This is a genomic window from Lysobacter olei, assembly GCF_054777355.1.
The window spans coordinates 38,841-63,733 of the sequence record NZ_BAAHAT010000006.1 but is presented as its reverse complement, the minus strand read 5'-3'; the positions used below and the strand labels follow the sequence as shown (position 1 = coordinate 63,733).

Genomic DNA, 24,893 nt, shown 5'->3' with positions numbered 1-24,893 from the left:
TCAGCGGACACCCTGCTTGTTGTCGCCGAAGTTGGTGCCGCGGCGGATCTTCTTCTGCAACTGGAGGATGCCGTGCACCAGCGCCTCCGCGGTCGGCGGGCAACCCGGCACGTACACGTCCACCGGCACCACGCGATCGCAACCGCGGACCACGGAATAGGAATAGTGGTAGTAGCCACCGCCGTTCGCGCAACTGCCCATCGAGATCACCCACTTGGGGTCGGGCATCTGGTCATAGACCTTGCGCAGCGCCGGGGCCATCTTGTTGACCAGCGTGCCGGCCACGATCATCACGTCGGACTGGCGCGGCGACGGGCGGAACACCACCCCGTAGCGGTCCAAATCCAGGCGCGACGCGCCGGCCTGCATCATCTCCACCGCGCAGCACGCCAGGCCGAACGTCATCGGCCACATCGAGCCGGTGCGCGCCCAGTTCCACAGCGCGTCCATGCTGGTGGTGACGAAGCCCTGCTGCATGACGGGGTTGTCGGCTTCGGGAAGCAGGATGTCATCCAGCCGCCCTTCCGGCAGCGGGTTGTGCATCAGGCCCGAGACAGTCTGGATCACTCCCATTCGAGCGCGCCCTTCTTCCAAACGTAGACGAAGCCAAGCAACAGCATGCTGGCGAAGATGCCCATCTCGACAAGGCCGACCACACCGAGTTCGCGGAACACGGTGGCCCAGGGCACGATGAAGATGATTTCCAGGTCAAAGATGATGAACTGGATGGCGATGAGGTAATAGCGCACGTCGAACTGCATGCGCGCGTCTTCGAAAGCTTCGAAGCCGCACTCGTATGGAGACAGTTTCTCCAACGAGGGACGCTTGGGTCCGAGGGTATTACCCACCACGATGAGGGCGACGCCGATGACGCTGGCGACGACGATGAACAGCAGGGTCGGCAGGTATTCGGCCAGCACTCGATGTTCTCTCAGCTATGGCCGCTGCTGCGGCCTTGGCTCGGCGATTTCGCGCCGTTGATGCGGCCCGTCGCGCGTGCCACACCGCGTTGTGTTGGTGCCCAAAGGGGGACTCGAACCCCCACGACCTAAGTCGCTACCACCTCAAGGTAGTGCGTCTACCAATTCCGCCATCTGGGCATTGCTTACAGCGTTTGGCCATCCTGGCCATCGAATCCGCCTATTGTAGCCGACTCGATCTTGGTCGTGACAGACCATCCACCGACTTTTCCATGCCGGCGGACTACAACCTTGGTACCTGAAGCTCAGCCCTGCGGGGGCGTGGCGGGTGCCTGACCCTGCTCAGCCGGCGCCGACCGCGGCGCGGGAGCGGCCGGAGTGGTGGCGGGAGCCGTGGTAGCCGGGGCCGCCGGAACGGCCTGCGCCGGTGCCGCCGGGGCAGCGGGAACCGCACCACCCTGCGCCGGAGCAGTCGCCGGCGCGGCCGGCATCTGTGACATCAGGCCCAGGTCCTGGGCGCCAGCCGAGCCACCCGTCGCGGTATTGGTCGCGTGCCAGGCCATGAACAGACTGATGCCGAAGAAGACGATGGCCAGCCACTTCGTCGACTTGGACAGGAAGTTGGAGGCACCGCGGGCGCCGAACACCGTGGCGGAGGCGCCACCGCCGAAACCGGAACCGGCCTGCGCGCCCGCGCCACGCTGCATCAGGATCAGCGCGATCATCGCGACAGCAACCAGCACGTAGAGGACGTTGAGGAACACCAGCATCGGGGATAGTCCAGCGATTCGTCAGGGGGCCGCCGCCGCAGCGATGGCGTTGAAGTCGGCGGCGACCAGCGAGGCCCCGCCTACCAGGCCGCCATCGACGTCGGGCTGCGAGAACAGCGCCGCGGCGTTGTCGGCCTTTACGCTACCGCCGTACAGGATCGGCAGCGAGTCAGCGATTCTAGCATCGTATGCGGCAATTTCGCTACGGATGAACGCGTGGACCTGCTGCGCCTGCTCCGGGGTGGCGGTCCGACCGGAACCGATGGCCCACACGGGCTCATAGGCAATGATGGCGCCTTCGAACGCGGCCGCCCCGCCCTGCTCCAGGATCGGTGCCAGCTGCTCTTCCAGGCGCCACTCGGTCTTGCCGTCCTCGCGCTCGGACAGGGTCTCGCCGATGCACAGGATGGGGGTGATGCCGCTCGCCTTGGCCGCGAAGAACTTGCGGGCCACCAGCTCGCTGGTCTCGCCGTGGTACTGGCGACGCTCGGAGTGGCCCACCAGGCCGTACTTGGCGCCCACGTCCTTGAGCATCGCGGCCGAGACTTCGCCGGTGTAGGCGCCCTTCTCGTTCATGCTGACGTCCTGCGCACCGAACGCCATGCCGGTGGCCTCGTAGCGATCGGCCAGCTCGCCCACATAGGGCAGCGGCGGCAGGATGACCAGCTCCACGCCGTGCGGCGGCGGGGTGAGCGCATCCAGCAGTTCAAAGGCGAACTGGCGGTTGCCATGCAGCTTCCAGTTTCCGGCGACGATCTTGCGACGCATCAGCGACTCCCTACGTGTTCTTCTGGTTCCCGGCGGGGCCGCGAACGGCCCGCGCCCGGCAAAGGCGCGGCATTCTACCCCACCGCGCCCACAATCCGGCTTGCCCGGGCGTGGCCGTTACTTGAGCTTGATCTCGCGCAGGCGCTCTTCGAGATAGCCCTGCGCGGTGATCGGCTCCGGATACCGGCTGGGGTTGTCGGCGGTGACGCACGAGGGCAGCACGTCGATCAGGAAATCCGGATTCGGGTGCAGGAAGAACGGCGTGGAGTAGCGCGGCTGGCGCGCCTGATCACCCGGCGGATTGGTCACGCGGTGCGTGGTGGACGGGTACACGTGGTTGGTCAGGCGCTGCAGCATGTCGCCGATGTTGACCACGATGGTGTCGGCGTCGGCAGTGAACGGCACCCACTCGCCCTTGCGCGACAGCACTTCCAGGCCCGCGGCACTGGCACCGACGAGCAGTGTGATGAGGTTGATGTCTTCGTGCGCACCGGCGCGGACGTTGGGGATGTCCGGCGTGGTGATCGGCGGGTAGTGGATCGGGCGCAGGATCGAGTTGCCCGAGTCGGTCTTGTCCGCGAAGTAGTTCTCCGGCAGGCCGATGTGCAGCGCCAGCGCGCTCAGCACGCGCGAGCCCAACTGGTCGAGGGCGGTATACAGGCCGTACGCCTTCTCGCGGAAGTCAGCCACTTCCTCCGGCCACAGGTTCGGTTGCATGACGTCGGCGTATTTGGAATCGCGTGCGATCTCGCGGCCGACGTGCCAGAACTCCTTGAGGTCGTAATGCTGCGCGCCCTTGGCGGTTTCCACGCCGAACGGGGTGTAGCCGCGCGCACCGCCGCCGCCCGGCACGTGGTACTTGCGCTTGACCTCCTCCGGCAGCGCGAAGAAGCGCTGGAAGGCGTCGTAAGCGCCGGCGATCTGCTCGTCGCTGATGCCGTGACCGCGGATGCCGGCAAAGCCCCACTCGCGGTAGGCCGCGCCGAGCTCGGCGACGAATGCTTCGCGATCGGTGTCGAAACGGCGAATGTCGAGGGTGGGAATCTGGGGCTGGGTCATGGTCACGGCGTGGAAAGAGGAAGGAACAGTGTGCCGGCACGAGTCCGGCACGACTTGACGAGGATCAGGCCGCGGCCTCGCGGACGGCCGCTGCAAGGCGCTCCAGGGTGGAATCGACGAGCGCGGCGTCATCCGCTTCGACCGTCACCCGCACGACCGGCTCGGTACCGGACGGCCGCAGAAAGGCCCGACCGCGCCCTTGCACCGCCGTCTGGGCCGCCTCAAGCGCTGCCTGGACGGAGGGCGCCTCCACAGGCCGGGTCGCGCCCGGGCTGTATCGCACATTGATGGTCTTCTGCGGGACACGGGTCATGCCCGCCAGCGCCTCGCGCAGGGACAGCCCGCGGCGCTTCAGCGCCTCCAGGACCTGCAGCGCACTGACGATGCCATCGCCGGTGCTGGCCCGGTCCAGGCACAGGATGTGCCCGGAGGCCTCACCCCCGAGCACGCCATCGTTGGCCAGCAACTGCTGGTGCACATGACGGTCGCCGACCTTGGCACGCACGAAGCCGATGCCCATACGCGCCAGCGCCTGCTCCAGGCCGAAGTTGGTCATCAGCGTACCGACCACGGGGCCACGCAGGCGTCCACTGGCCTGCCAGTCGCTGGCGAGCACGTAAAGCAGGTCGTCGCCATCGCGCACCACGCCGTCGCCGTCGACGAACAGCACGCGATCGCCATCGCCGTCGAAGGCAATGCCGAGGTCGGCGCCGGTCTCGCGCACGCGCGCGGCCAGGTTGTCAGGGTGCGTGGAGCCGACGCCGGCGTTGATGTTGAGGCCGTTGGGATCGACGCCAATGGCGTCGACGCGGGCACCCAGTTCACCCAGCACGAGCGGGCCGAGCCGGTAGGTCGCGCCGTTGGCGCAGTCCACCACGATGCGCATGCCGCCCAGGTCGAACCCCTTCGGCACGGAGTTCTTGCACGCCTCGACGTAGCGGCCGATCGCGTCGCGGGTACGCTCGGCCTTGCCCAGCCGTTCGGAGGAAACCGTGCTGAACGGCAGGTCCAGGGCATTCTCGATGGCCAGTTCGGTGGCGTCATCGAGCTTTTCGCCTTCGGCCGAGAAGAACTTGATGCCGTTGTCGAAATGCGGGTTGTGCGAGGCCGAAATGACGATGCCACCATCGGCGCGCATGGAGTGGGTGAGGTGCGCGACCGCGGGCGTGGGCATCGGCCCCATCAGCTGCACGTCCACGCCAGCGGCCACCAAACCAGCTTCCAATGCGGCCTCGAACATGTAGTTGGAGATCCGGGTGTCCTTGCCGATGATCACCACCGGCTTGCGCCAGCCGCGCGGCCCCGCCTGCGACTCGGCGGCCGCGCGCAGGACGTGGCCATAGGCGTTACCCAGGCGCAGGACGAAGTCCGCCGAGATCGGCCCCTCGCCCACCCGCCCCCGGATGCCGTCGGTACCGAAATAGCGGCGACTCACGCCGACGCCTCCGCATCGTGCTCCTGGGCGGGCTGGCGCATCATCATCGCCAACAGGTCCGCCAGGCGATCACGCAGTTCGCGGCGGTCGCAGATCTGGTCGATGGCACCGTGGTCGAGCAGGAATTCGGAGCGCTGGAAGCCTTCCGGCAGCTTTTCGCGCACGGTCTGCTCGATCACGCGCGGGCCGGCGAAGCCGATCAGGGCCTCCGGCTCGGCGATGTTGATGTCGCCCAGCATCGCGAACGAAGCCGATACGCCGCCCGTTGTCGGGTGCGTCAGCACGGAGATGTACGGCAGGCCCGCGTCACGCAGGCGGCCCAGCGCGGCCGAGGTCTTCGCCATCTGCATCAGCGAGAACAGGCTTTCCTGCATGCGCGCGCCGCCGCTGGCGGAGAAGCACACGAACGGACAGCCCAGCGCCAGCGCGCGCTCGGCGCCCAATGTGAAGCGCTCGCCGACCACAGACCCCATCGAGCCGCCCATGTAGGCGAAGTCGAACGAGGCGGCGACGAGGTCACGCCCCTTGAGCTTGCCCGCCAGGGTGACCATGGCGTCGCGCTCGCCCGTGGACTTCTGCGCCGCCTTGATGCGATCGGAGTACTTCTTCTGGTCCTTGAACTTGAGGACGTCGGTCGGGCCGAGTTCAGCCCCGAGCTCCTGGGTGCTGCCCTCGTCAAACAGCGACGCCAGGCGCGCGCGGGCGCGGATGGGCATGTGGAAATTGCACTTCGGGCAGACCTCGAGGTTTTCCTCGAGCTCCGGGCGGTACAGGACGGCGCCGCAGCGGTCGCACTTTTCCCACAGCCCCTCGGGCACGTTGCGCCGCTTGGCGTTGGCACCGGCTTCGGTGCGGATGCCGGACGGCATGAGTTTCTTGAGCCAGGACATGTGTGGCGTATTCCCCTGTTCAGGCTTTTCCATGGGGGCCGGAGACGGGTGGTCACCCAAATCCGGCCAAGCGGGTCAGTTTAGCGCAGGGGGTGCGAGGGGCGGGAGACGGTGGGGTATGGGGCGCGAGAACCAAGGAGTCGGTCAGCCAGGGCCGGCCAGGTCCAAAGCCTCGCGAAGGGGAGAAAGGAAGGCGCGCGCGGCCGCCGCCGCGGCCTCCGCGGTGGGGTGCTCGGCCATCGCGGCCACCAGGGCGCTGCCCACCACCACCCCGTCCGCCTCGCGGGCCATGGCAGAGGCGCTGGCGGCGTCCTTGATGCCGAAACCGGCCACCACGGGCACTCGACTGCCATTGCGGATGACATGCAGGCGATCACTGGCGGTGGCGGTATCGAGGCGGTCGGCACCGGTCACGCCGGCATAGCTGACGTAATACAGGTAGCCCTCGCCCTCGGCGCAGAGTTGGGCGATGCGTTCATCGGACGTGGTGGGCGATGCCAGCAGGATCAACTCCAATCCTGCCGGGGCAAAGCCCGCGCGGAATTCGGCCGCCTCTTCCGGCGGAAGGTCGACCAACAGGATGCCGTCCACCCCCGCCTCGGTCGCGGCCTTGGCAAAGGCAGCAGGGCCCCGGATCTCGACTGGGTTGAGGTAGCCCATCAGCACGACAGGCGTATCCGCATCCCCTTGGCGGAAAGCACGGACCGTATCGAAGATGTATTGCAGGCCCGCCCCTCGGGCAATCGCGCGCTCGGAGCTGTGCTGGATGGTGGGGCCATCGGCCATGGGATCGGAGAACGGCACCCCGAGTTCGATGACGTCAGCGCCGGCCTCGACCAGCGCATGCATGACGGGCACGGTCGCCTCCAGCGACGGGTCGCCCGCGGTGATGAACGGCACGAGCGCCTTGCGGCCGGCAGCCTTCAGGGCCTGGAACTTGGTGGAGATGCGGCTCACAGCGAAATGCCCTCCCGCGCAGCGATGGTGTGCACGTCCTTGTCCCCGCGACCGGAGAGGTTGCAGAGCACGAGCGCGTCCTTGGGCAGCTCACGCGCCAGCTTGAGCGCCTGGGCGATGGCATGGCTGGACTCGAGCGCGGGCAGGATGCCCTCGGTCAGGGGCAGCAGGTGGAAGGCGGCCAAGGCCTCGTCATCGGTCACGCCCACGTAGTCGGCACGCCCGGTGTCCTTGAGGAATGCATGCTCGGGGCCCACGCCGGGGTAGTCCAGCCCCGCCGAAACCGAATGCGTCTCGATGATCTGGCCGTCGTCGTCGCACAACACGTAGGTGCGGTTGCCGTGCAGCACCCCCGGGCGGCCGGCCGCCAACGACGCGGCATGGTGGCCGGTGGCAATGCCCTCGCCCGCCGCCTCGGCACCGACCAGGCGCACGTCGCGGTCGTTGAGGAAGGCGTGGAAGATGCCGATGGCATTGCTGCCCCCGCCCACGCAGGCAGTCACCACATCCGGCAGGCGACCGTATTCGGCCAGCATCTGCGCGCGTGCCTCGCGGCCGACGACCGCGTTGAAGTCGCGGACCATGCGCGGATACGGGTCGGGGCCGGCGACCGTACCGATGATGTAGAAGGTGTCCTGCACGTTGGTCACCCAGTCGCGCATGGCCTCGTTCAGCGCGTCCTTCAACGTGGCCGAACTGCTGGTCACTGGCACCACGGTCGCGCCCAGCAGCTTCATCCTGTAGACGTTGATCTTCTGGCGCTCGATATCGGTGGCGCCCATGTACACCACGCACTCCAGTCCGAGACGCGCGGCGACGGTGGCGCTGGCCACGCCGTGCTGGCCGGCGCCGGTCTCGGCGATGATGCGCTTCTTGCCCATGCGGCTGGCCAGCAGCGCCTGGCCGATGGTGTTGTTGATCTTGTGCGCGCCGGTGTGATTCAGGTCCTCGCGCTTGAGCAGGATGCGCGCGCCGCCGTTTTCACGGCTGAGGCGCTCGGCGAAGTAGATGGGGCTGGGGCGGCCGACGTAATGCGCCAGATCGTTCTCGAACGCGGCGACGAAGGCCGGATCGACGCGCGCCGCGTCGTACGCGGCCGCCAATTCCTGCAATGGACCGATCAGGGTCTCGGCGACGAAGCGACCGCCAAATCGGCCAAAGTGACCAGTGGCGTCGGGGTAGGCATGGAAGTCGATCGCCGCAGCGGGTGCAACCTGGGGGGTGGAACTGTTCACGCGTGTTCTCCGGAACCGGGGCCCACGACGCGGCCAACGCCTGACGTCGCGGAAAGGGGCAAGGGGTTCGGTGCGCCTGTCGTGCAGGCGCGGAGGCGTGATGCGTTATCGCACCGCCGCCGCAGGCACGCGGCGCCATCGGCGCAGCGAGCGACCGAAGGGAGCGGAGGGGCGATTCGAGGTCTTCATGGTGTGGGGTTAGCGTACCCCATCGTGCCGGCCTGCGCCGCTCGCCGCGGGCAGACCTTCGTCGGCATCCGCCGAGCGCACTTGCTCGACGAAGCGGGACATGCGCGCAGCGTCCTTCTTGCCTGGCGACGATTCGATGCCGCTGGAGACATCGACGGCCCAGACGCGAGTGGCGTGGATGGCGTCAGCCACGTTCTCGGGCGTCAGCCCACCGGCCAGCAACAACGGGCGGCCTTCGATGGCAGGCACGTGGGTCCAGTCAAAGGCCTCACCCGTGCCGCCTGCGGCACCGGGCGCGTGGCTGTCCAGCAGGAAGCCGGCGGCCCGGGGGTGGGCATCGATCTGGGCGAGCACTTCGTTCATTCCCTGCCCCCCCATCCCGACCGCCTTGAGGTAAGGCAGTCCGAACTGCTCGCAGAACGCAGGTGGTTCGCTCCCGTGAAACTGCAGCAGGCTCGGGCGAACCCGCGCCACCACCTCGGCAACCTCATCGGCGGCGTTGTCCATGAACAAGGCCACCACGTCGACGAACGGCGGCGTCGCGGTGCGCAGTGCCACGGCCTGATCGATAGGGACACGCCGGGGACTGCGCTCGGCAAACACGAGGCCGACCGCATCGACGCCCATTGCCGCGGCCTCGCGAATATCCTCGGCCCGCGTCATCCCGCAGAACTTGATCCGCGTTCTGCGCGGCGGCGTGCTCACAGGGTGACCTCGGCCGGCAGGCCGCATTCGGCGGGATACCGCGGCCCCAGGAACACGAGGCCGGCGGAGGGCGCCGTCGGCCCCGCCACCGTGCGATCGCGCCCGGCCAGCAACTGCCCGATCCACGCCTCAGGTTGCTCCCCGCACCCCACCACTAGCAGGCTGCCCACGATGTTGCGCACCATGTGGTGAAGGAAGGCGTTGGCTTGCACCTCGACCTCCACGACGTCGCCGACGCGGGTCACGGCGATGAACTGCAGGTCCCGGCGCGCATGCGGCGCCTGGCAGTGCACCGTGCGGAACGCGGAAAAGTCGTTTTCGCCCAGCAAGGCCTGCGCGGCGCGATGCATGGCATCGGCGTCCAGGGGGCGACGTTCCCACGAGAGGTACTGCCGCCGCAGGGCTGGCCGCACCGCACGATTGAGGATGCTGTAGCGGTAACGTCGTGCCCGCGCCGAGAAGCGCGCGTGGAAATCATCGGCAACGGGAATGCACCAGCGCGCGCAGATCGCAGGCGGCAGGCGACTGGTGGTTCCAAGCACCCAACCGCGCGGATCGCGCTCGGCCGGACCGTCGAAATGCACCACCTGCGCGGATGCGTGCACGCCGGCGTCGGTGCGTCCGGCACAGACCACCTCGACTTGCCGGCCTGCCACGAAACTCAAGGCGGCCTCCACCGCCGCCTGGACGGTGGGCTCACCGCGCAGATCAGGCTCGCCGGGTTTGGTCAGCCGCTGCCAGCCGGAAAACTCGCCCCCATCGTATTCGATGGCCATGGCATAGCGCCGGAACGGGACAGGCTCCGGCACGGGGTCAACGTCAGGCACCGTCAGTCCAGCTCCCGCAACATGCGTTCGGCGCTCGCGCGGACAGTGGCGTCGCTATCCGCCAGCACCTCCGCCAACAGGTTGCGCGCGCTTTCCTGATCACCGAGGTCCATGAATGCCCGCGCGAGCTCAAGGCGCTCGGCCCCTTCCCCGCTCACCGGTGCGGGTGCGGGTGCGGGTGCGGGTGCGGGTGCGGGTGCGGGTGCGGGTGCGGGTGCGGGTGCGGGTACGGGTGCGGGTGCGGGTGCAGCGGCGAGGCTTGGCGTCCCCTCGGCCGCGACACCCGCGCCCGTATGCCACGCCGGCTCGCTGCGCGTTGGCGCCGGAGGCGTCATCGGTTCCGCCTCTGCGTTGCGCGGAATGGGCGATACCGGGACAAAGGCATCCGCCAGAGAGGGCGATTTGCGCTGAGCGACGGCGTCACGGAACGTGGTGGCGGCCGAGTGGCTACGACGTCGGCTAAACCACCAGCCCGCCAACGCCGCCACCAGCAGACCTGCGCCGCCCAACAGCCAGGGGGCGGGCCCCGCCGAACCCGTTTCGGCCAGCTGCTGCTTGGCTTCCGCCGCGGCAGGCTGGGATTGATTGGAATTGGCAAGCCGCTTCTGCGCGGCGGCCAGCTCGGAATCCTTCATCGTGATCAGCTGTTGCTGCTGCCTCTGCAGCTTCTCAAGCTCATCGATACGCGCCTTCATCTCAGAGACTTCGGCATCTCGCGCAGCGAGGGTTTCCTTGGTTTGTTGCAGTTCCTGTCGCAGCATTTCACCCTCGCCTCCGGCCTGGATGCCGGACTGAGTGCCCGCGCGCTTGGCATTGCTGGCGCCGGGCGGAACGATTTCGAGTCGTGCATCGGCCGTGCGTCGACCGGCCGGGGCCGAAGCCGCGGCTTTCGGGGCCTGGGCCACGCCATCACCACCCGCCTGTGCCGGAGCCACCTGCACAGGTCGGCGGGTCTCCGCCCGCCATGCCTGGGTCTGGGCGCGCACCAATGCCACCGCGGATGCCTGGTCGATCGGCGCCGCTTCCGCTGGCAGTCGCAGGACGGCCCCCTGCTTCAGGCGATTGATGTTGCCGTCGATGAACGCGCCCGGATTGGCACGCAGAAGCGCGACCATTGTCTGCTCCACGCTGGAGCCGCGGTCGTTGGCGACCTCCCCTGCGATCCGGGACAACGAGTCGCCCGCCTTGACGGGTCCGTATTGTCCCGGGCTGCGGCCGTCGACTGCGGAGGCAGGCTTGGGTGGCGCCGCCCGGGCCACGGCGGGCGCACGTGGCGTGGCCTCCCGCGACGGCTCTGGAGCCGGGCGGGCAGGCTGTGCCGAAGCCGTCGTGGGCGACGTGCGCACCGGCGCGGCTTGCGGCGACGCGGGCGCCCCAGCGTTGGCACCGCTGGCATCGACGACGGGGGCCGCTACGACAGGTTCGCGCTCGATGGTGTTGGCCGGCCCAACGGTGGCTTCTTCAATGGCCGGCTGCACCGGTGCGGACACCGTGCGCGGCGCATCCACCAGCGCGGAATATTCACGGACCAACCGTCCTTGCCCCCAGTCGACCTCCACCAGGAACGTCAGCAGCGGGTCGGTCACGGGAGCCTCGCTGGTCACCCGGATGACCGGTCGGCCGGCCGCGTCCACGCCCTGCGAGAACTGCAGGCTGGACACGAATTCGTCGGGCAACTGCAGGCCAATGCGGGCAAACGTCTCAGGCGAAGGCAGGCCTGCCCGTAGCTGCTCCAGCTCGGCCGGGTCGGTGGAGATGATCGGGATCTCGGCCACCAGGGGTTGGCCCAGCCGCGATTTGAGTTCGATCTGCCCCAGTCCAAGCGCCGCCGCCGCGCCGCTGGCCATGGCCAGCGACAACGCCAGTGCAACCCGCAATGACTTCTGCGCGAGTGGCTTCACATCCAATCCCCCGGTTCTCCTCGCGGCGACTCTAGCCGCCGCGGGAGGGTCACGCAATGAAAACCGTCGGGAATCAGCCTTCCTGAAGCACCAGTTCGGCCAGCTGGACGGCATTCAAGGCCGCACCCTTGCGAATGTTGTCGGACACGATCCACAGGTTGATGGCGTTCGGATGTGAGAAATCCTCGCGGATGCGGCCCACGTACACCGGATCGGTGCCAGAGGCATGGGTCACCGGGGTCGGGTAGCCGCCAGCCTTGGGCTCGTCCACCACCTCCACGCCCGGAGCCGCTTCCAGCAGCGACTTGACGTCGGCGACGGACAGCTTCTGCCTGGTCTCCACATTGACCGCCTCGGAATGGCCGTAGAACACCGGCACGCGGACGGCCGTGGGGTTCACCTGGATGCAGTCATCGCCGAGGATCTTGCGGGTCTCCCAGACCAGCTTCATTTCTTCCTTGGTGTAGCCGTTGTCCAGGAAGTCGTCGATGTGCGGGATCAGGTTGAAGGCGATCTGCACCGGGAAGCGCTTGGGCTCCGGGGACTGGAAGTTGAGCAGCGCACCGGTCTGGCGGCCCAGCTCCTCCAGCGCCGAACGGCCTGCGCCCGACACCGATTGATAGGTGGCCACGTTGATGCGGGTAATGCCGGCCTTGCGGTGCAGCGGCGCCAGCGCGACCAGCATCTGCATGGTGGAGCAGTTGGGGTTGGCGATGATGCCGCGCGGGCGATTCTTCACCTGCTCCGGGTTGACCTCCGACACCACCAGCGGCACGTCATCGTCGTAGCGGAAGGCCGAGGAGTTGTCGATGACCACCGCGCCAGCGGCGGCGAACTTGGGCGCGTATTCCTTCGAAACACTGCCACCGGCCGAGAACAGGGCGATGTCGACACCGGTGGGGTCGAAGGTGGCCAGGTCCTGGACGATGAGGTCGTCGCCCCGGAACTCGACGGTGCCGCCGGCCGAGCGCTCGCTGGCCAGCACGTGCAGCTTTCCGATGGGGAACTTGCGCTCGGCCAGGATGGCCAGCATGGTCTCGCCCACGGCGCCGGTGGCGCCAACGACGGCTACGTTCGCGGTCTTGCTCATGGTGTTGCGGGTCCTTGGATGTCGTGGTCGGGCGGCGGCGCGTGAAGGGAAATTGTGCGCCATCTCCAGCCCTGGAAAGGATGGGGCCGATGGAATGTCAGGCGGCGCAGTTGAAACGGTCGCGCTCCGGGCCCAAAGGCGGAGGCGCCTGGCAACTGGCCGCTACCGTTTGCCCGTCGCCGGTTTGCCAGCGGGGGCGCTTGCCGTGGTCGCTCCCGGCACGCGCGGGGCAACCTCGCCCACGTCGCCGCATTGCGCGCGGTGGCGCAGCGCCTGGTCCATCAGCACCAGGGCGACCATCGCCTCGCAGATGGGCGTGGCGCGGATGCCGACGCAGGGGTCGTGACGGCCGGTGGTGACGACTTCGACCACGTTGCCGTGCACGTCCAGGCTCTCCACCGGCAGGCGCAGGCTGGAGGTGGGCTTGAACGCAATCGAGCAGCGGAGGGGCTGGCCGGTGCTGATGCCGCCGAGGATGCCGCCGGCGTGGTTGCTGGCGAACCCGCCGGGGCCCAGATGGTCGCGGTGCTCGCTGCCCTTCTGCGCCACCACGTCGAAGCCGTCGCCGATCTCCACGCCCTTGACCGCATTGATGCTCATCAGCGCGGCGGCCAGTTCGCCATCAAGCTTGCCGTAAATGGGCTCGCCCCAGCCGGGCGGCAGCCCTTCGGCGATGACGTCCACGCGCGCGCCCACCGAATCGCCGGACTTGCGCAGCGCGTCCATGTACAACTCGAGTTCGGTGACCTGGCGAGGGTCCGGCCAGAAGAACGGATTGTCTTCCACGACCGACAGGTCGATGCCGTGCGGGGTGATGGCGCCGATCTGCGACAGGTAGCCCTGCACGCGCACGCCAAACCGCTCGGCCAGCCACTTCTTGGCGATGACGCCGGCGGCCACGCGCATGGTGGTCTCGCGCGCCGAGGAACGTCCGCCGCCGCGCGGGTCGCGGATGCCGTACTTCTGCCAGTACGTGTAGTCCGCATGCCCCGGGCGGAACTGCGCGGCGATGTTGGTGTAGTCCTTGCTGCGCTGGTCGGTGTTGCGGATCAGCAGCGCGATGGGGGTACCCGTGGCAACACCCTCGTACACCCCGCTGAGGATTTCCACCTCGTCGGCCTCGTGCCGTTGAGACGTGTGACGGGTGCGACCGGTGGCGCGCCGCTCCAGGTCGTGGCGGAAGTCCTCCGGGGCGATTGCGATGCCCGGCGGGCACCCGTCGATGACGCAGCCGATCGCCGGCCCGTGGCTTTCGCCAAAGGTGGTGACGGAGAACAGCTTGCCGAAGGTGTTGCTCGACACGGAGAGGGGTGCGGGGGGTAAGGGGGTGTGGGGACTGTAGCAATCCGCAGCGTTTACCGCTGCAACCAGACGAGGACGGGGCAGCAACAGCCACCCTGACCCGGCGAGCCACCGCCCGCCCCCGTGGTCAGAAAGGCCCCGGTTCGCGGCGCGCGAAGCCGAGTCGCGCGGCGTCGCGGGAGGTCATCCGCACGCCGCCGATGCCGGGGTCAGCGCGCGTCGGCCAGCGCCTTGATGCGTTCGTGGTGCTCGACCAGGTCCTGGCGCTCCACCACGAAGATCCCCATCTGGCCCACCTTGAACTCCACCCACGCCATCGGCACTTCGGGCAACAGCTCGACCAGCGCGCGCTCGGCCTCGCCGACCTCGCAGATCAGCAGGCCGTGCTCGCTCAGGTGCTCGGGGGCGTCGCGCATGATCTTCAACGCCAGATCCAGGCCGTCGTCACCGGCGCGCAGGCCGAGCTCCGGCTCGTGCGCGTACTCGGCGGGCAGCGCGTCGGTCTCGTCGTTGGTCACGTACGGCGGGTTGGTCACGATCAGGTCGTAGACCTCGCCCTTCAGGCCGCTGAACAGGTCCGACTTGATGAAGGTGACGTTGTCGGCGTGCAGGCGCGCCTTGTTCTCAGCGGACAACGCCAGCGCGTCATCGCTGATGTCCACGCCATGCACTTCCCACTCCGGGTGGTAGTGACCGGTGGCAATGGCAATGCAGCCGGAGCCGGTGCACAGGTCGAGCGCGCGGTGCACCTCGCGACCGCCCAACCAAGGCTCGAAGCCGGCCTCGATCAGCTCGGCGATCGGGCTGCGCGGCACCAGCGCGCGCGAATCGGACTTGAAGCTCAGGCCGGCGAACCAGGCCTCGCCGGTCAGGTAGCACGCCGGGATGCGCTCGTTGATGCGGCGGTCGAACAACGCCAGCACTTTCTCCTTTTCCTCGGTGGTGACCCGCGAGTTGCCATAGACCGGGCTGAGGTCGTGGGGCATGTGCAGCGCGTGCAGCACCAACTGGGTGGCCTCGTCGAGGGCGTTGTCGAAGCTGTGGCCAAAGGTCAGCCCGGCCGCGGCGAAGCGGCTGCCGCCGTGGCGGATCAGGTCGATGATCGTCAGCTGCTCGAAGGTGGGGGTTTCGGCGGGCACGGGCGGGTCCGGGAGCGGGCGGGCAGTCGGCCATTATAGCCGGCGGCCGGCCCTGGCCCGGTATCATGCCCCGGCACCCGCCGCTGGAACCGCAATGTTCAACCGCACCACACTCATCATCATCGTCGTCGCCCTGGCCGCAGGCCTGGGCCTGCTGGCCTCGCGCCACGTCTTCGGCCCGGGTCCCGCCCAGACCCTGCCGCAGACGAGTGCGGTGCGGCTGTTCCAGCCGGCCCGGGAACTGCCGCCCTTTTCCCTCCGCCAGTCCGACGGCACGCCGCTGGTCCCCGGCGAGTTGAAGGGGCACTGGACGCTGGTATTCCTGGGCTTTACGCATTGCCCGGATGTCTGCCCCACCACCCTGGCCGCATTGGCAGGTGCCCAGAAGCGCTGGGAGACCCTTCCGGAAAACCAGCGCCCGCGGGTGCTGTTCGTGTCCGTGGACCCGGAACGCGACTCGCCCGACCGCATCGGCGAGTACGCCCATGCGTTCCACCGCGACACGCTGGCCGCCACCGCGGACATTCCCGCGTTGGAAGCCTTCACCAAGTCGCTGAGCCTGGTATTCGCCAAGGTCCCGGCCCCGGAAGGTGTACCCGCCGACCAGTACACGATGGACCACAGCGCCACGCTGGCCGTGCTGGATCCGCAGGGCCGCATGAGCGGCGTGGTGCAACCGCCGCTGGACGCCAAGGCCATTGCCGCCGATTTCACGCTACTGACCCAGGCCACCACTCCATGAGTCCCATCAGCGCCCTGACCTACGTCCTGCCTCACCGCGCCCTGTCGTCGCTGGCGCGCGCGCTGGCGTATTCGCGCACGCCTTGGGTGAAGCAATGGCTCATTGACACGGTCACGCGCCGGTTCGGCGTCAACCTGTCCGAGGCGGCCGAGCCCGACCCGACCGCGTACACGTCGTTCAATGCCTTCTTCACTCGCGCCCTGAAGCCTGGCGCACGGGTGCCGGCGGCGGATGCGCGCGCCCTGCTGATGCCCGCCGACGGCCGCATCAGCCAGTGCGGCCCCATCCAGGATGGCCGCATCTTCCAGGCCAAGGGCCAGTCCTTCACCGCGGCGGAACTGCTGGGTGATGCGGACGCGGCAATGCCGTTCAACAACGGTGTGTTTGCCACGGTGTACCTCTCACCGAAGGACTACCACCGCGTGCACATGCCGTGGGCCGGACAACTGCGCGAAACCGTCCACGTGCCGGGTCGCCTTTTCAGCGTGGGCCCGGATGCCGTGCGCAACGTCCCGCGGCTGTTTGCCCGCAACGAGCGGCTGGTGTGCCACTTCGACACCGACTTCGGCCCCATGGCGCTGGTGATGGTGGGCGCACTGCTGGTCTCCGGCGTGGAAACCGTATGGGGCGGCGTCGAGATCCCCCGCTATGGCGACGTGGTCACCACCAAGGACTACCGCGGCGCCAACATTTCCCTGGAACGATTCGCCGAAATGGCGCGCTTCAACTACGGATCGACCGTGATCGTGCTGCTGCCGCCGGGCGTGGCGGAGCTGTCGGACGTGCTGGGCGCCGAGACGGCGGTGCGTCTCGGCGAACGACTTGCGACGCTGAAGACGAACTGACGCCCGTCAGCCCTTGCACCCGGCCAAGCGCAGCCGCTGGCCGGGCCGGATGGCGAAGCGTGGCCCGCTGATGCCATTGGCGCTGGCCAGTTCCTGCACGCTGCACTGGAACTTGCGCGCAATGGAGAACAACGTTTCCCCACCCTGCACGGTGTAGTCCTTGGGGGCGCTTGGCGAAGCGGGTGCCGACACCGGCGCCGTCGCACCGGGGTTGGGGGAGGCCAATGGCGGCTCGCCCTCGTGGACCGGGGTCACCGGTCCGGTGCGCACGATGGCACGTTTGGGATCGCTGAGTACCAGCATCCGCGCAAGCTCCGCGCGCCGTCCCTTCGTGCACCAGCGGTTGTACAGCCCCACCATGTCGGTGGTGGCATTGAGCACGGTGCCTGCCGGCAGCCAGCTGTCCGCCTGGTAGCGCGGGTTGAGGTTGCGCATCGCGCGCATGTATCCCTCACGCACCCCCCGATTGCCCATGCAGATGGTCAGCTGGTAGATCGAAGCCGCCTGCTCGAGGCGCAACGGGGCCGGCTTGGGCCGGACGCGCGGAAAACTCAACCCGTATTCGCGGGGATGCAGGAACAGCCATGCCGCGGCGATCACCATCGGAACGTAGTCCCGGGTTTCCGCAGGAAACTGGTGGTACACCGATTCGTCCCAGAAACTGCGGCCACCGCTGCCGTTGAAAACGCGCTGCGCACGCCCCTCACCGCCGTTGTAGGCAGCGAGCGACATTTCGATGCTGCCGTTGAGCTGACGCAAACGCTCGTTAAGGTACGCCACGTTGGCCTCGGCCGCCGAGCGCGGGTCGTACCGCGTATCGAAGCCGGTGCCGTCATCGCCCAGCCCGAAGCGGCGGCCGGTGGCGTACATGAACTGCAACGGCCCGGCCGCACCCGCACGGGACGTGGCATGGACGCGACCGTTGGACTCCTTGGCCATGATGCCGAACAGCAGCGCCTCGGGCAGGTTGGCGCGCTCGTACTGGGGCCACATCAGGTGGCGCATGTACTGGTAATTCTCGTACGACGTAAGCAGGGCGCCGCGCATGTCCGTCAGCCAGCGGCGAATGCCCTCCTGCACGGCGGGGTTGTATTCGACCATCTGGTCGAACTTGTGGCCCGAACTTGTCAGCAGGGCCGCGGCGCGCGCCGCTTCCGGCACGTCGCCCGCGAGATACGCATGGTCGTCGTGCTCGCCTTCCTCTTCCACTTCCTCCCCGGCGCCTGCTTCATCGGCACCCAGCTTCAGCAGGCGCTTGTAGGTGGCCAGCATCGTCGAGACCGAGCAGCCTCGCTGCTTCATGCAGGCGTTGATCACGTCTTCCATGTCCTCGATCGCCTTGTTGGCCTTCACCTGGCCTTCGGGATCGGCGTTCGCGATACTGACGAGCGCGCCGCGGTAATCCGCCTCGGCCACCTGCATGCGCTTGGCAAGCGCGTCCACGGCGGCCTGCGCCTTGCTCGGCGCGGCGTTCGTCGACAGCGAAAAAGTCAGCGCCAGCGCGGCAACCAGAGGGGCCAATGCGCCCGGAACTCGCACGAATGAGGACATGGATCAGACACACTTCGGGGGTCTGGCAGGGTAGCCCCGTTACGGAGCGAAGGGCAACCGCGAAAACCTTGCTTCGCTGAACACGCAGTGCAGCATAGAATCGCCGGAACCGCCCACCGGAACTGCACATGGACCCTATTCTTGTCGGCAAGGCCGTGACCACGCCCGACAGCGGCAACGTCTATCTGGAGCCCAGGTTCGGCAATCGCCACGGCCTGGTCGCCGGTGCGACGGGAACCGGCAAGACGGTGACCCTGATGACCCTGACCGAAGGCTTCTCCCGCTTGGGGGTGCCGGTGTTCCTGGCCGATGTGAAGGGCGACGTGGCGGGGCTGGCAATGCCCGGCACCATGACCGAAAAGCTGCAGGCGCGCATCCAGCAACTCGGCATCGGCGACTACCGCAACGAGGGCAACCCAACGGTCTTCTGGGACCTGTTCGGCAAGCTGGGGCACCCGGTACGTACCACCGTCAGCGAGATGGGCCCGGCCCTGCTCGCCCGCATCCTGGAACTCAACGACACGCAAAGCGGCGTGCTCGACATCGTGTTCAAGCTGGCCGACGACCGGGGACTGCTACTGCTCGACCTCCAGGACCTCCGCGCCCTGCTGGGACTTGTTGCCGACGAGCGCAAGGACATTTCCACCGCGTACGGCTTGGTCAGCACGCAATCCGTCGGCGCCATCCAGCGCGCTTTGTTGCGGCTGGAAAGCGAGGGCGGCGATCGCTTCTTCGGCGAGCCCGCGCTGGAGCTCACCGACCTGATGCGCACCACCCAGGACGGGCGCGGGGTGATCAACATCCTCGCCGCCGATCAGTTGACCCTGAAGCCGCGGCTGTACTCCAGCTTCCTGTTGTGGCTGCTGTCGGAGTTGTTCGAGTCGCTGCCCGAGGTCGGTGACCTGGACAAGCCCAAACTGGTGTTCGTGTTCGATGAAGCACACCTGCTGTTCGACGATGCCCCGCCGGCACTGCAGCAGCGCGTGGAGCAAGTGGTGCGCATCATTCGCTCCAAGGGCGTGGGCGTGTATTTCTGCTCGCAATTCCCGGACGACGTGCCCGATGACATCCTCGGCCAGTTGGGCAACCGGGTGCAGCATGCACTGCGCGCATTCACTCCGCGCGACCAGAAGGCGGTCAAAACCGCTGCCGAGACCTTCGTCGCCAACCCACACCTGGATGTCGCGGACGCCATCTCGCGACTGGGCACGGGCGAAGCGCTGGTATCCACCCTGCAGGACAAGGGCGTGCCGATGCCGGTGGAGCGAACCCTGATCGCCCCGCCCCGCTGCCGTATGGGCGCCATTACCGAGGCTGAGCGCGCGCAGGTTCGCGCGGGCAGCCCGGTAGGCGCCAAATACGACAACGCCGTTGACCGCGAGTCGGCGGCGGAGATGCTGGCGCGCAAGGCCGAAACCGCCTCCGAACAGGCCAAGGCGCCACCGGCGCGCACCCGCGAGCAGGATGATGCCGAGGAAGGTGGATTCGGGCAGACCGTGAAAGACGCGGTGTTCGGCACCAAGCGTCGTCAGGGCATGGTCGAGACCATGGCCAAGCAGGCGGCGCGCACCGTCGGCAACCAGATCGGCCGGCAGATCCTGAGGGGCCTGCTGGGCGGCATTCTCGGCGGCGGACGCCGCTGATCCTTCCCCATGACCACGAACAAGGAGTCTTCGTCCCCATGAACCGGATCCTCACCCCGCTGGCGCTCGGCCTGCTGATCGCAACCCTGCCGGCGTGCAATCGGGAGGCGGCCCCCACCCCGGCCGCCACGCCGGCAGCAACGCCGGAACCGGCACCGGCTCCGGCCCCGGAGATGACGGCACAAGCCTCCGACAGCGACCTCGCCGCCAAGGCGGGCGCCATCGACATGAAGCAATTCCCCGGTACGTTCAGCGGCACCCTGCCCTGCGCCAGTTGCCCGGGCATTGATACGCGCCTGGAGCTGCTTGCGGACGGCCCGTTCAAGCTGACCGAAACCTACCAGGGGGAAGCCGGCGCGCCCGTCGTCACCGAGGGCAGTTGGACCGTTGAAGACGGAGGCAAGCGGGTGCTGCTCGATCCCAACAGCAAGTCCGAGCAGGACCGCAGCTATGAAATCGTCTCCAACGATGAAGTGCGCTTGTTGGGGCAGGACGGCAAACCTGTCAACAGCCAGCTCAACTACAGCTTGAAGCGCGAAGCCAAGTGATGATCGGCCGCGCGGCGTCCTTCGTCGCGCGGCCCTTCCCGCGCCGCCTCCTGGCCATCCTGGCCACCCCTGATTGAAGCATTGCCCGCCCGAACTGCCGCATGTCCCGTTGGCGCCCCCCTGCTCCTTCCTCAACCGCCGTGATCACCCGCGCTGGCTTTGAACGCCTGCGCGAAGAGCTCCATGAGTTGTGGAAGGTGCGCCGTCCCGAGGTGGTCAAGGCGCTTGCCGCGGCCGCCGCCGAAGGCGACCGATCGGAGAATGCCGAGTACACCTACCGCAAGAAGCAACTTGCAGAAATCGACCGGCGGGTGCGCTACCTGAGCAAACGATTGCCGGCGCTTCGCGTGGTGGACACCACGCCGTCAGACCCCGAGGCCGTGTACTTTGGCGCGCTGGTGGAAATCGAGCACTGCGTGAGTGGCGATTGTCAGCGGTACCGCATCGTCGGCCCCGACGAGACCGACGCGAAACTGGGCTGGATCAGCGTGGACTCCCCGCTGGCCCGCGCGATGCTGCGCAAGCGACTGGACGATGAATTCGAGGCATTGCTGCCCGGCGGCGCCCAGCGCTTCGTCTTGATTGCGGTGGAGTACGGCGACTGAGCCCGGATGGGGCGCTTGGCGGGAGTCACCCGCGACCTGCCCCCCGATAAGCGCCCCCGCGGCATTCCACGGGGTTGGATGCCCCGCCGACCTCAGTCGTCGAACGGCACTTCGCCGTACAGGTCGTGCTCGTCGCTGCCCATGATCTCGACATCAACGAACTCGCCCACCTTCAGCCCGGCCTCGAAACCGTTCTGGATCTGCACCAAGCCGTCGATTTCCGGTGCGTCGGCCATCGATCGGGCGATGGCCAGGTCGCCATCGAGCGCATCGACCAGGCAGCGCTGCACGGTGCCCACCTTAGCGGCGAGCTTGGCTTCGGAGATCTCGGACTGACGCTCCATGAAGCGCGCCAGGCGCTCCTGCTTGACCTCCTCCGGCACGGCGTCGGGCAGCGCGTTGGCGGCTGCACCGTCCACCGGCGAGTAGGCGAAGGCGCCCACGCGATCCAGCTGCGCCTCGTCGAGGAAGTCCAGCAGTTCCTCGAACTCGGCCTCGGTCTCACCGGGGAAGCCGACGATGAACGTGGAGCGCAGGGTGATATCCGGCGCGATGGAACGCCAGCGCTGGATGCGCTCGAGCGTCTTGTCGACCGCACCGGGGCGCTTCATCAACTTCAGGATGCGCGGGCTGGCGTGCTGGAACGGGATGTCGAGGTACGGCAGCACCTTGCCCTCGGCTATCAGCGGGATCACGTCGTCCACGTGCGGGTACGGGTACACGTAGTGCAGGCGCGACCACACGCCCAACTCGCCCAGGCCTTCACACAGCGCCGTCATGCGCGTCTGGTACGCCTTGCCGCGCCATTCGCGCTCGGCGTACTTCAGGTCCACGCCGTAGGCCGAGGTGTCCTGCGACACCACGAGCAATTCCTTCACGCCGCCGCGCACCAGGCGCTCGGCCTCGCGCAGCACATCGTCCACCGGGCGGGACACCAGGTCGCCGCGCATCGACGGGATGATGCAGAAGCTGCAGCGGTGGTTGCAGCCTTCGGAAATCTTGAGGTAGGCGTAGTGCTTGGGCGTCAGCTTGAGCCCGTAGTCCGGCACCAGGTCGATGAACGGATCGTGCTTGGGCGGCAGCGCGTCATGCACCGCGCTCATCACGCTGGTGTAGTCCTGCGGGCCGGAGATGGACAGCACGCCCGGGTGGGCCGCGCGGATCTCCTCGGGGCGCTTGCCCAGGCAGCCGGTCACGATGACCTTGCCGTTCTCGGCCATGGCCTCGCCGATGGCGTCCAGCGACTCGGCCACGGCCGAATCGATGAAGCCGCAGGTGTTGACCACCACCACGTCCGCATCGTCGTAGGTCGGGACGATGTCGTAGCCCTCCACCTTGAGCTGGGTGAGGATGCGCTCGGAATCGACCAGCGCCTTCGGGCAGCCGAGGCTGACGAAGCCGACCTTGGGGTTTTGCAGGGACATGAAGGGACCAACGGAAAGGGCGGCCGGAGTTCGGGCCGCGGGCGGCGAATTATAGCCGGGCCGGGCTGCCGACCGGCCCCGGCCGGGGGTACCATCCTCCCAAGCCGTTCAGGAGCGCGACCATGAGCCAATGGATGTCCCTCGAAACCCCCACCGGCCGCATCCAGGCCTGGCGCGCCGACCCGCCCATCCCACCCAAGGGTGCGCTGGTGGTGGTGCAGGAGATCTTCGGGGTCAACCATCACATCCGGCAGGTCTGCGACACCTTTGCCGCGCACGGCTACGTGGCCATCGCCCCGGCCTTCTTCGACCACTTCGAGCATGGCGTCGAGCTCGACTATGACGCCGAAGGAGTGAAGCGCGGCAAGGAACTGGTGGAACGCCTGGGCTTCGAGCGGGCGCTGGAGGATATCCACGAAGCTGCGGGCGTGGTCCAGGACGCCGGCAAGGTCGGTGTGGTCGGCTACTGCTGGGGCGGCTCGGTTGCCTTCCTCGCCAATACCCGGCTGTCCATGCCCGCCGTGAGCTACTACGGCGCGCGCACTGCGCCTTTTCTGAGCGAAAAGCTGGACGCGCCGATGATGTTCCACTTCGGCGACCACGATGCGAGCATCCCGACCGAGGTCATCGACCTGCACCGCAGCCTGCAGCCGACGGCGGAGCTCCATGTGTACCCCGCGGGCCATGGTTTCAACTGTGACCAGCGGGCCGACTACGACGAACCCAGTGCAACGCTTGCACTTGAACGCACCCTGGCTTTTTTCCGGCGCACCTTGCGGCCGGCCTACTGAACAGCGAGCCCGACGATGAGCCACAAGCACGCTGCGCCGCCCCGCTTCGCGCTGCACCCACAACTGGCAAGTGACACGCACCCCGTAGCGCACCTGCCCCTGTGCGACCTGCTGCTGATGGACGACGCCAACCACCCGTGGCTCATCCTCGTCCCGCGGCTGCCCGACGCGGTGGAAATCATCGATCTGAGTGAAGACGAACAAGCCGAGTTGATGCGTGAAATCAGCTTGGCCTCACGCGCGCTGAAGACGGCATTCAAGCCCGACAAGATCAATGTCGCGGCGCTGGGCAACATGGTTCCGCAGCTGCACGTGCATGTGATTGCCCGCTTCAAGGGCGATATTGCCTGGCCGCGCCCGGCATGGGGCATGGCAGATGCCCTGCCCTACAGCGCGGAGACGTTGGTCGAACGCATCCAACGGTTGAGGGCGGTACTTGGGAACTGAAAGCGCATGCATCGTCCGACATTTCCTCCCACCTAGCACCCTTTCCTCACGGGCTACTCTCTAGACTCGGCATTCCCACATGATCCAGCACCTGTTTTTGGCCACGCTACTCACAGCCGTTACCGTGGCATCCCCCAAGGCGCAGGCGGCCCTCTTCGCCAAGAAGCCCATAGTGGCCGCCGACGAAGCAGTCCAGAACCGGCTGAACACCATTACTATCTGGGTGGATGCGTCTTGGGGATTTCGCAGTCAGGGCGCTGCAAACTCGCTCAACGATGCCCATCGAGCCTTTGACCACCGCGGCTACCGTGTGCACAGCGTGGTGCCGTATATCGAGAACGGGGACCTTCAGGGCTTCTTTGTCACGTACGAACGAAGAGATCCATTAGTGTAGGACGCCGTTTGCCATAGTCGGCTCCATGCCTTAATGACGCCCCCCCTCGAAGTCCAACGCCACAGGCTGGGCACGAGAAAGAGAGCGTGGGCTTCAGGTGCGTGGCAGCGTCACTCCGGTCTGCCCTTGGTACTTGCCGCCACGATCCCGGTATGAGGTTTCGCAGACCTCATCGGACTGGAAGAACAGCATCTGGGCAACGCCTTCATTGGCGTAAATGCGCGCAGGCAGCGGCGTGGTGTTGCTGAACTCCAGCGTCACGTGCCCCTCCCACTCAGGCTCCAGGGGCGTCACGTTGACGATGATGCCGCAGCGGGCATAGGTGCTTTTGCCAAGGCACACCACCAGCGTGTCCCGCGGAATGCGGAAATATTCCACCGTACGCGCCAGCGCGAACGAGTTCGGCGGAATGATGCAGACGTCGGACTCGATGTCGACAAAACTGCCACTGTCGAAGTGCTTCGGGTCGACGATCGTGGAGTTGATGTTGGTGAACACCTTGAACTCGCGCGAGCAGCGCACGTCGTAACCGTAGCTGGACGTGCCATAGCTGACGATCCGCTGGCCGTCGGCGGCGGTCTTGACCTGGCCGGCCTCGAACGGCTCGATCATGCCGTGTTGTTCGGACATGCGACGGATCCAGCGATCGGACTTGATGCTCATGTGGTAGGGGTCGGCCAACGGTCGGAAACCTCGATTCTAGCGGTTCGGCCCGT

At 67.4% G+C, this 24,893-nt stretch carries 26 protein-coding genes and 1 tRNA gene; 8 read left to right on the top strand and 19 right to left on the bottom strand.

Annotated features, from left to right (window positions below):
- The 16 genes from ACYVBS_RS10255 to prmB form a co-directional block, all read right to left on the bottom strand.
- Nucleotides 1-573, bottom strand: coding sequence for a NuoB/complex I 20 kDa subunit family protein (locus tag ACYVBS_RS10255; RefSeq protein WP_460823475.1), 573 nt, complete (start codon nt 571-573; stop codon nt 1-3).
- Nucleotides 564-920 (bottom strand): NADH-quinone oxidoreductase subunit A, encoded by a 357-nt coding sequence (locus ACYVBS_RS10250; protein WP_460823474.1) that lies wholly within the window; start codon nt 918-920, stop codon nt 564-566. Before ACYVBS_RS10250 ends, ACYVBS_RS10255 begins: the two co-directional genes overlap by 10 nt.
- 95 nt (nt 921-1,015) lie before the next feature.
- Nucleotides 1,016-1,100, bottom strand: a tRNA-Leu gene (locus tag ACYVBS_RS10245).
- A gap of 125 nt (nt 1,101-1,225) precedes the next feature.
- Nucleotides 1,226-1,690 carry a preprotein translocase subunit SecG gene (gene secG / locus ACYVBS_RS10240; RefSeq protein WP_460823472.1) on the bottom strand — a complete coding sequence of 155 codons (465 nt, stop codon included), beginning with the start codon at nt 1,688-1,690 and terminating at the stop codon, nt 1,226-1,228.
- 21 nt (nt 1,691-1,711) lie between these two features.
- A complete protein-coding gene (tpiA, locus tag ACYVBS_RS10235) occupies nt 1,712-2,458 on the bottom strand; it encodes a triose-phosphate isomerase (protein WP_460823471.1) in 747 nt (248 codons plus the stop codon).
- A gap of 117 nt (nt 2,459-2,575) precedes the next feature.
- Nucleotides 2,576-3,517 carry an isopenicillin N synthase family dioxygenase gene (locus ACYVBS_RS10230; protein WP_460823470.1) on the bottom strand — a complete coding sequence of 314 codons (942 nt, stop codon included), beginning with the start codon at nt 3,515-3,517 and terminating at the stop codon, nt 2,576-2,578.
- Between the two features lie 64 nt (nt 3,518-3,581).
- The gene (gene glmM, locus ACYVBS_RS10225) at nt 3,582-4,952 is read right to left on the bottom strand and encodes a phosphoglucosamine mutase (RefSeq protein ID WP_460823469.1); all 1,371 of its coding nucleotides are present in this window, start codon (nt 4,950-4,952) and stop codon (nt 3,582-3,584) included.
- Nucleotides 4,949-5,842 carry an acetyl-CoA carboxylase, carboxyltransferase subunit beta gene (gene accD, locus ACYVBS_RS10220; protein ID WP_460823468.1) on the bottom strand — a complete coding sequence of 298 codons (894 nt, stop codon included), beginning with the start codon at nt 5,840-5,842 and terminating at the stop codon, nt 4,949-4,951. The genes glmM and accD overlap by 4 nt, the downstream gene beginning before the upstream one ends.
- Before the next feature lie 144 nt (nt 5,843-5,986).
- Complete coding sequence (gene trpA, locus ACYVBS_RS10215; protein ID WP_460823467.1) at nt 5,987-6,799, bottom strand: tryptophan synthase subunit alpha; 813 nt, start codon at nt 6,797-6,799, stop codon at nt 5,987-5,989.
- Nucleotides 6,796-7,995: a tryptophan synthase subunit beta gene (gene trpB / locus ACYVBS_RS10210; protein ID WP_460823675.1), complete on the bottom strand. Its 1,200-nt coding sequence runs from the start codon at nt 7,993-7,995 to the stop codon at nt 6,796-6,798. Before trpB ends, trpA begins: the two co-directional genes overlap by 4 nt.
- Before the next feature lie 237 nt (nt 7,996-8,232).
- Nucleotides 8,233-8,955 (bottom strand): phosphoribosylanthranilate isomerase, encoded by a 723-nt coding sequence (locus ACYVBS_RS10205; RefSeq protein ID WP_460823465.1) that lies wholly within the window; start codon nt 8,953-8,955, stop codon nt 8,233-8,235.
- Entirely contained in the window at nt 8,925-9,704 is a 780-nt protein-coding gene (gene truA / locus ACYVBS_RS10200) for a tRNA pseudouridine(38-40) synthase TruA (RefSeq protein WP_460823464.1), read from the bottom strand. The genes ACYVBS_RS10205 and truA overlap by 31 nt, the downstream gene beginning before the upstream one ends.
- A gap of 53 nt (nt 9,705-9,757) precedes the next feature.
- Nucleotides 9,758-11,656 carry a type IV pilus assembly protein FimV gene (locus ACYVBS_RS10195; RefSeq protein WP_460823463.1) on the bottom strand — a complete coding sequence of 633 codons (1,899 nt, stop codon included), beginning with the start codon at nt 11,654-11,656 and terminating at the stop codon, nt 9,758-9,760.
- Nucleotides 11,657-11,729: 73 nt separating this feature from the next.
- Complete coding sequence (locus ACYVBS_RS10190) at nt 11,730-12,746, bottom strand: aspartate-semialdehyde dehydrogenase (protein ID WP_460823462.1); 1,017 nt, start codon at nt 12,744-12,746, stop codon at nt 11,730-11,732.
- 162 nt (nt 12,747-12,908) lie between these two features.
- Nucleotides 12,909-14,048, bottom strand: coding sequence for a chorismate synthase (gene aroC / locus ACYVBS_RS10185; protein WP_460823461.1), 1,140 nt, complete (start codon nt 14,046-14,048; stop codon nt 12,909-12,911).
- A 209-nt stretch (nt 14,049-14,257) separates the two neighbouring features.
- Entirely contained in the window at nt 14,258-15,187 is a 930-nt protein-coding gene (gene prmB / locus ACYVBS_RS10180) for a 50S ribosomal protein L3 N(5)-glutamine methyltransferase (protein ID WP_460823460.1), read from the bottom strand.
- Nucleotides 15,188-15,281: 94 nt separating this feature from the next.
- Here prmB and ACYVBS_RS10175 point away from each other — a divergent pair, with 94 nt between their 5' ends.
- On the top strand, nt 15,282-15,929 hold the full coding sequence (locus ACYVBS_RS10175) for an SCO family protein (protein ID WP_460823458.1): 648 nt from the start codon (nt 15,282-15,284) through the stop codon (nt 15,927-15,929).
- Nucleotides 15,926-16,774, top strand: a complete 849-nt coding sequence (asd, locus tag ACYVBS_RS10170) for an archaetidylserine decarboxylase (protein ID WP_460823457.1) — start codon at nt 15,926-15,928, stop codon at nt 16,772-16,774. Before ACYVBS_RS10175 ends, asd begins: the two co-directional genes overlap by 4 nt.
- Before the next feature lie 6 nt (nt 16,775-16,780).
- Here asd and ACYVBS_RS10165 read toward each other — a convergent pair whose 3' ends face one another.
- Entirely contained in the window at nt 16,781-18,325 is a 1,545-nt protein-coding gene (locus ACYVBS_RS10165) for a transglycosylase SLT domain-containing protein (protein WP_460823456.1), read from the bottom strand.
- Between the two features lie 128 nt (nt 18,326-18,453).
- On the opposite strand from ACYVBS_RS10165, the gene ACYVBS_RS10160 reads away from it, so the two are divergent.
- From ACYVBS_RS10160 to greB, 3 genes are all read left to right on the top strand, one after another.
- A complete protein-coding gene (locus ACYVBS_RS10160; protein WP_460823455.1) occupies nt 18,454-19,968 on the top strand; it encodes a helicase HerA-like domain-containing protein in 1,515 nt (504 codons plus the stop codon).
- Nucleotides 19,969-20,006: 38 nt separating this feature from the next.
- Nucleotides 20,007-20,516: a copper resistance protein NlpE gene (locus ACYVBS_RS10155; protein ID WP_460823454.1), complete on the top strand. Its 510-nt coding sequence runs from the start codon at nt 20,007-20,009 to the stop codon at nt 20,514-20,516.
- Nucleotides 20,517-20,617: 101 nt separating this feature from the next.
- Complete coding sequence (gene greB, locus ACYVBS_RS10150) at nt 20,618-21,121, top strand: transcription elongation factor GreB (protein WP_460823453.1); 504 nt, start codon at nt 20,618-20,620, stop codon at nt 21,119-21,121.
- 92 nt (nt 21,122-21,213) lie between these two features.
- Here greB and rimO read toward each other — a convergent pair whose 3' ends face one another.
- A complete protein-coding gene (gene rimO, locus ACYVBS_RS10145) occupies nt 21,214-22,545 on the bottom strand; it encodes a 30S ribosomal protein S12 methylthiotransferase RimO (protein ID WP_460823452.1) in 1,332 nt (443 codons plus the stop codon).
- Between the two features lie 122 nt (nt 22,546-22,667).
- Here rimO and ACYVBS_RS10140 point away from each other — a divergent pair, with 122 nt between their 5' ends.
- The 3 genes from ACYVBS_RS10140 to ACYVBS_RS10130 all read left to right on the top strand — a co-directional run bounded on the left by ACYVBS_RS10140 (nt 22,668) and on the right by ACYVBS_RS10130 (nt 24,177).
- On the top strand, nt 22,668-23,336 hold the full coding sequence (locus ACYVBS_RS10140; protein WP_460823451.1) for a dienelactone hydrolase family protein: 669 nt from the start codon (nt 22,668-22,670) through the stop codon (nt 23,334-23,336).
- Nucleotides 23,337-23,351: 15 nt separating this feature from the next.
- Complete coding sequence (locus ACYVBS_RS10135; protein ID WP_460823450.1) at nt 23,352-23,783, top strand: HIT family protein; 432 nt, start codon at nt 23,352-23,354, stop codon at nt 23,781-23,783.
- 79 nt (nt 23,784-23,862) lie between these two features.
- Entirely contained in the window at nt 23,863-24,177 is a 315-nt protein-coding gene (locus tag ACYVBS_RS10130) for a hypothetical protein (protein WP_460823449.1), read from the top strand.
- 93 nt (nt 24,178-24,270) lie between these two features.
- Here ACYVBS_RS10130 and dcd read toward each other — a convergent pair whose 3' ends face one another.
- Nucleotides 24,271-24,840, bottom strand: a complete 570-nt coding sequence (dcd, locus tag ACYVBS_RS10125; protein ID WP_460823448.1) for a dCTP deaminase — start codon at nt 24,838-24,840, stop codon at nt 24,271-24,273.
- Between the last annotated feature and the right edge of the window lie 53 nt (nt 24,841-24,893).

Coding starts and splice junctions, on each gene's coding strand:
- ACYVBS_RS10140 (WP_460823451.1), top strand. CDS start 22,668: ATGAGCCAATGGATGTCCCTCGAAACCCCCACCGGCCGCATCCAGGCC.
- ACYVBS_RS10255 (WP_460823475.1), bottom strand. CDS start 573: ATGGGAGTGATCCAGACTGTCTCGGGCCTGATGCACAACCCGCTGCCG.
- truA (WP_460823464.1), bottom strand. CDS start 9,704: ATGGCCATCGAATACGATGGGGGCGAGTTTTCCGGCTGGCAGCGGCTG.
- secG (WP_460823472.1), bottom strand. CDS start 1,690: ATGCTGGTGTTCCTCAACGTCCTCTACGTGCTGGTTGCTGTCGCGATG.
- ACYVBS_RS10135 (WP_460823450.1), top strand. CDS start 23,352: ATGAGCCACAAGCACGCTGCGCCGCCCCGCTTCGCGCTGCACCCACAA.
- tpiA (WP_460823471.1), bottom strand. CDS start 2,458: ATGCGTCGCAAGATCGTCGCCGGAAACTGGAAGCTGCATGGCAACCGC.
- ACYVBS_RS10165 (WP_460823456.1), bottom strand. CDS start 18,325: ATGTCCTCATTCGTGCGAGTTCCGGGCGCATTGGCCCCTCTGGTTGCC.
- ACYVBS_RS10160 (WP_460823455.1), top strand. CDS start 18,454: ATGGACCCTATTCTTGTCGGCAAGGCCGTGACCACGCCCGACAGCGGC.
- greB (WP_460823453.1), top strand. CDS start 20,618: ATGTCCCGTTGGCGCCCCCCTGCTCCTTCCTCAACCGCCGTGATCACC.
- asd (WP_460823457.1), top strand. CDS start 15,926: ATGAGTCCCATCAGCGCCCTGACCTACGTCCTGCCTCACCGCGCCCTG.
- ACYVBS_RS10190 (WP_460823462.1), bottom strand. CDS start 12,746: ATGAGCAAGACCGCGAACGTAGCCGTCGTTGGCGCCACCGGCGCCGTG.
- rimO (WP_460823452.1), bottom strand. CDS start 22,545: ATGTCCCTGCAAAACCCCAAGGTCGGCTTCGTCAGCCTCGGCTGCCCG.
- accD (WP_460823468.1), bottom strand. CDS start 5,842: ATGTCCTGGCTCAAGAAACTCATGCCGTCCGGCATCCGCACCGAAGCC.
- ACYVBS_RS10205 (WP_460823465.1), bottom strand. CDS start 8,955: ATGCGGCCTGCCGGCCGAGGTCACCCTGTGAGCACGCCGCCGCGCAGA.
- ACYVBS_RS10175 (WP_460823458.1), top strand. CDS start 15,282: ATGTTCAACCGCACCACACTCATCATCATCGTCGTCGCCCTGGCCGCA.
- dcd (WP_460823448.1), bottom strand. CDS start 24,840: ATGAGCATCAAGTCCGATCGCTGGATCCGTCGCATGTCCGAACAACAC.
- ACYVBS_RS10155 (WP_460823454.1), top strand. CDS start 20,007: ATGAACCGGATCCTCACCCCGCTGGCGCTCGGCCTGCTGATCGCAACC.
- ACYVBS_RS10130 (WP_460823449.1), top strand. CDS start 23,863: ATGATCCAGCACCTGTTTTTGGCCACGCTACTCACAGCCGTTACCGTG.
- ACYVBS_RS10230 (WP_460823470.1), bottom strand. CDS start 3,517: ATGACCCAGCCCCAGATTCCCACCCTCGACATTCGCCGTTTCGACACC.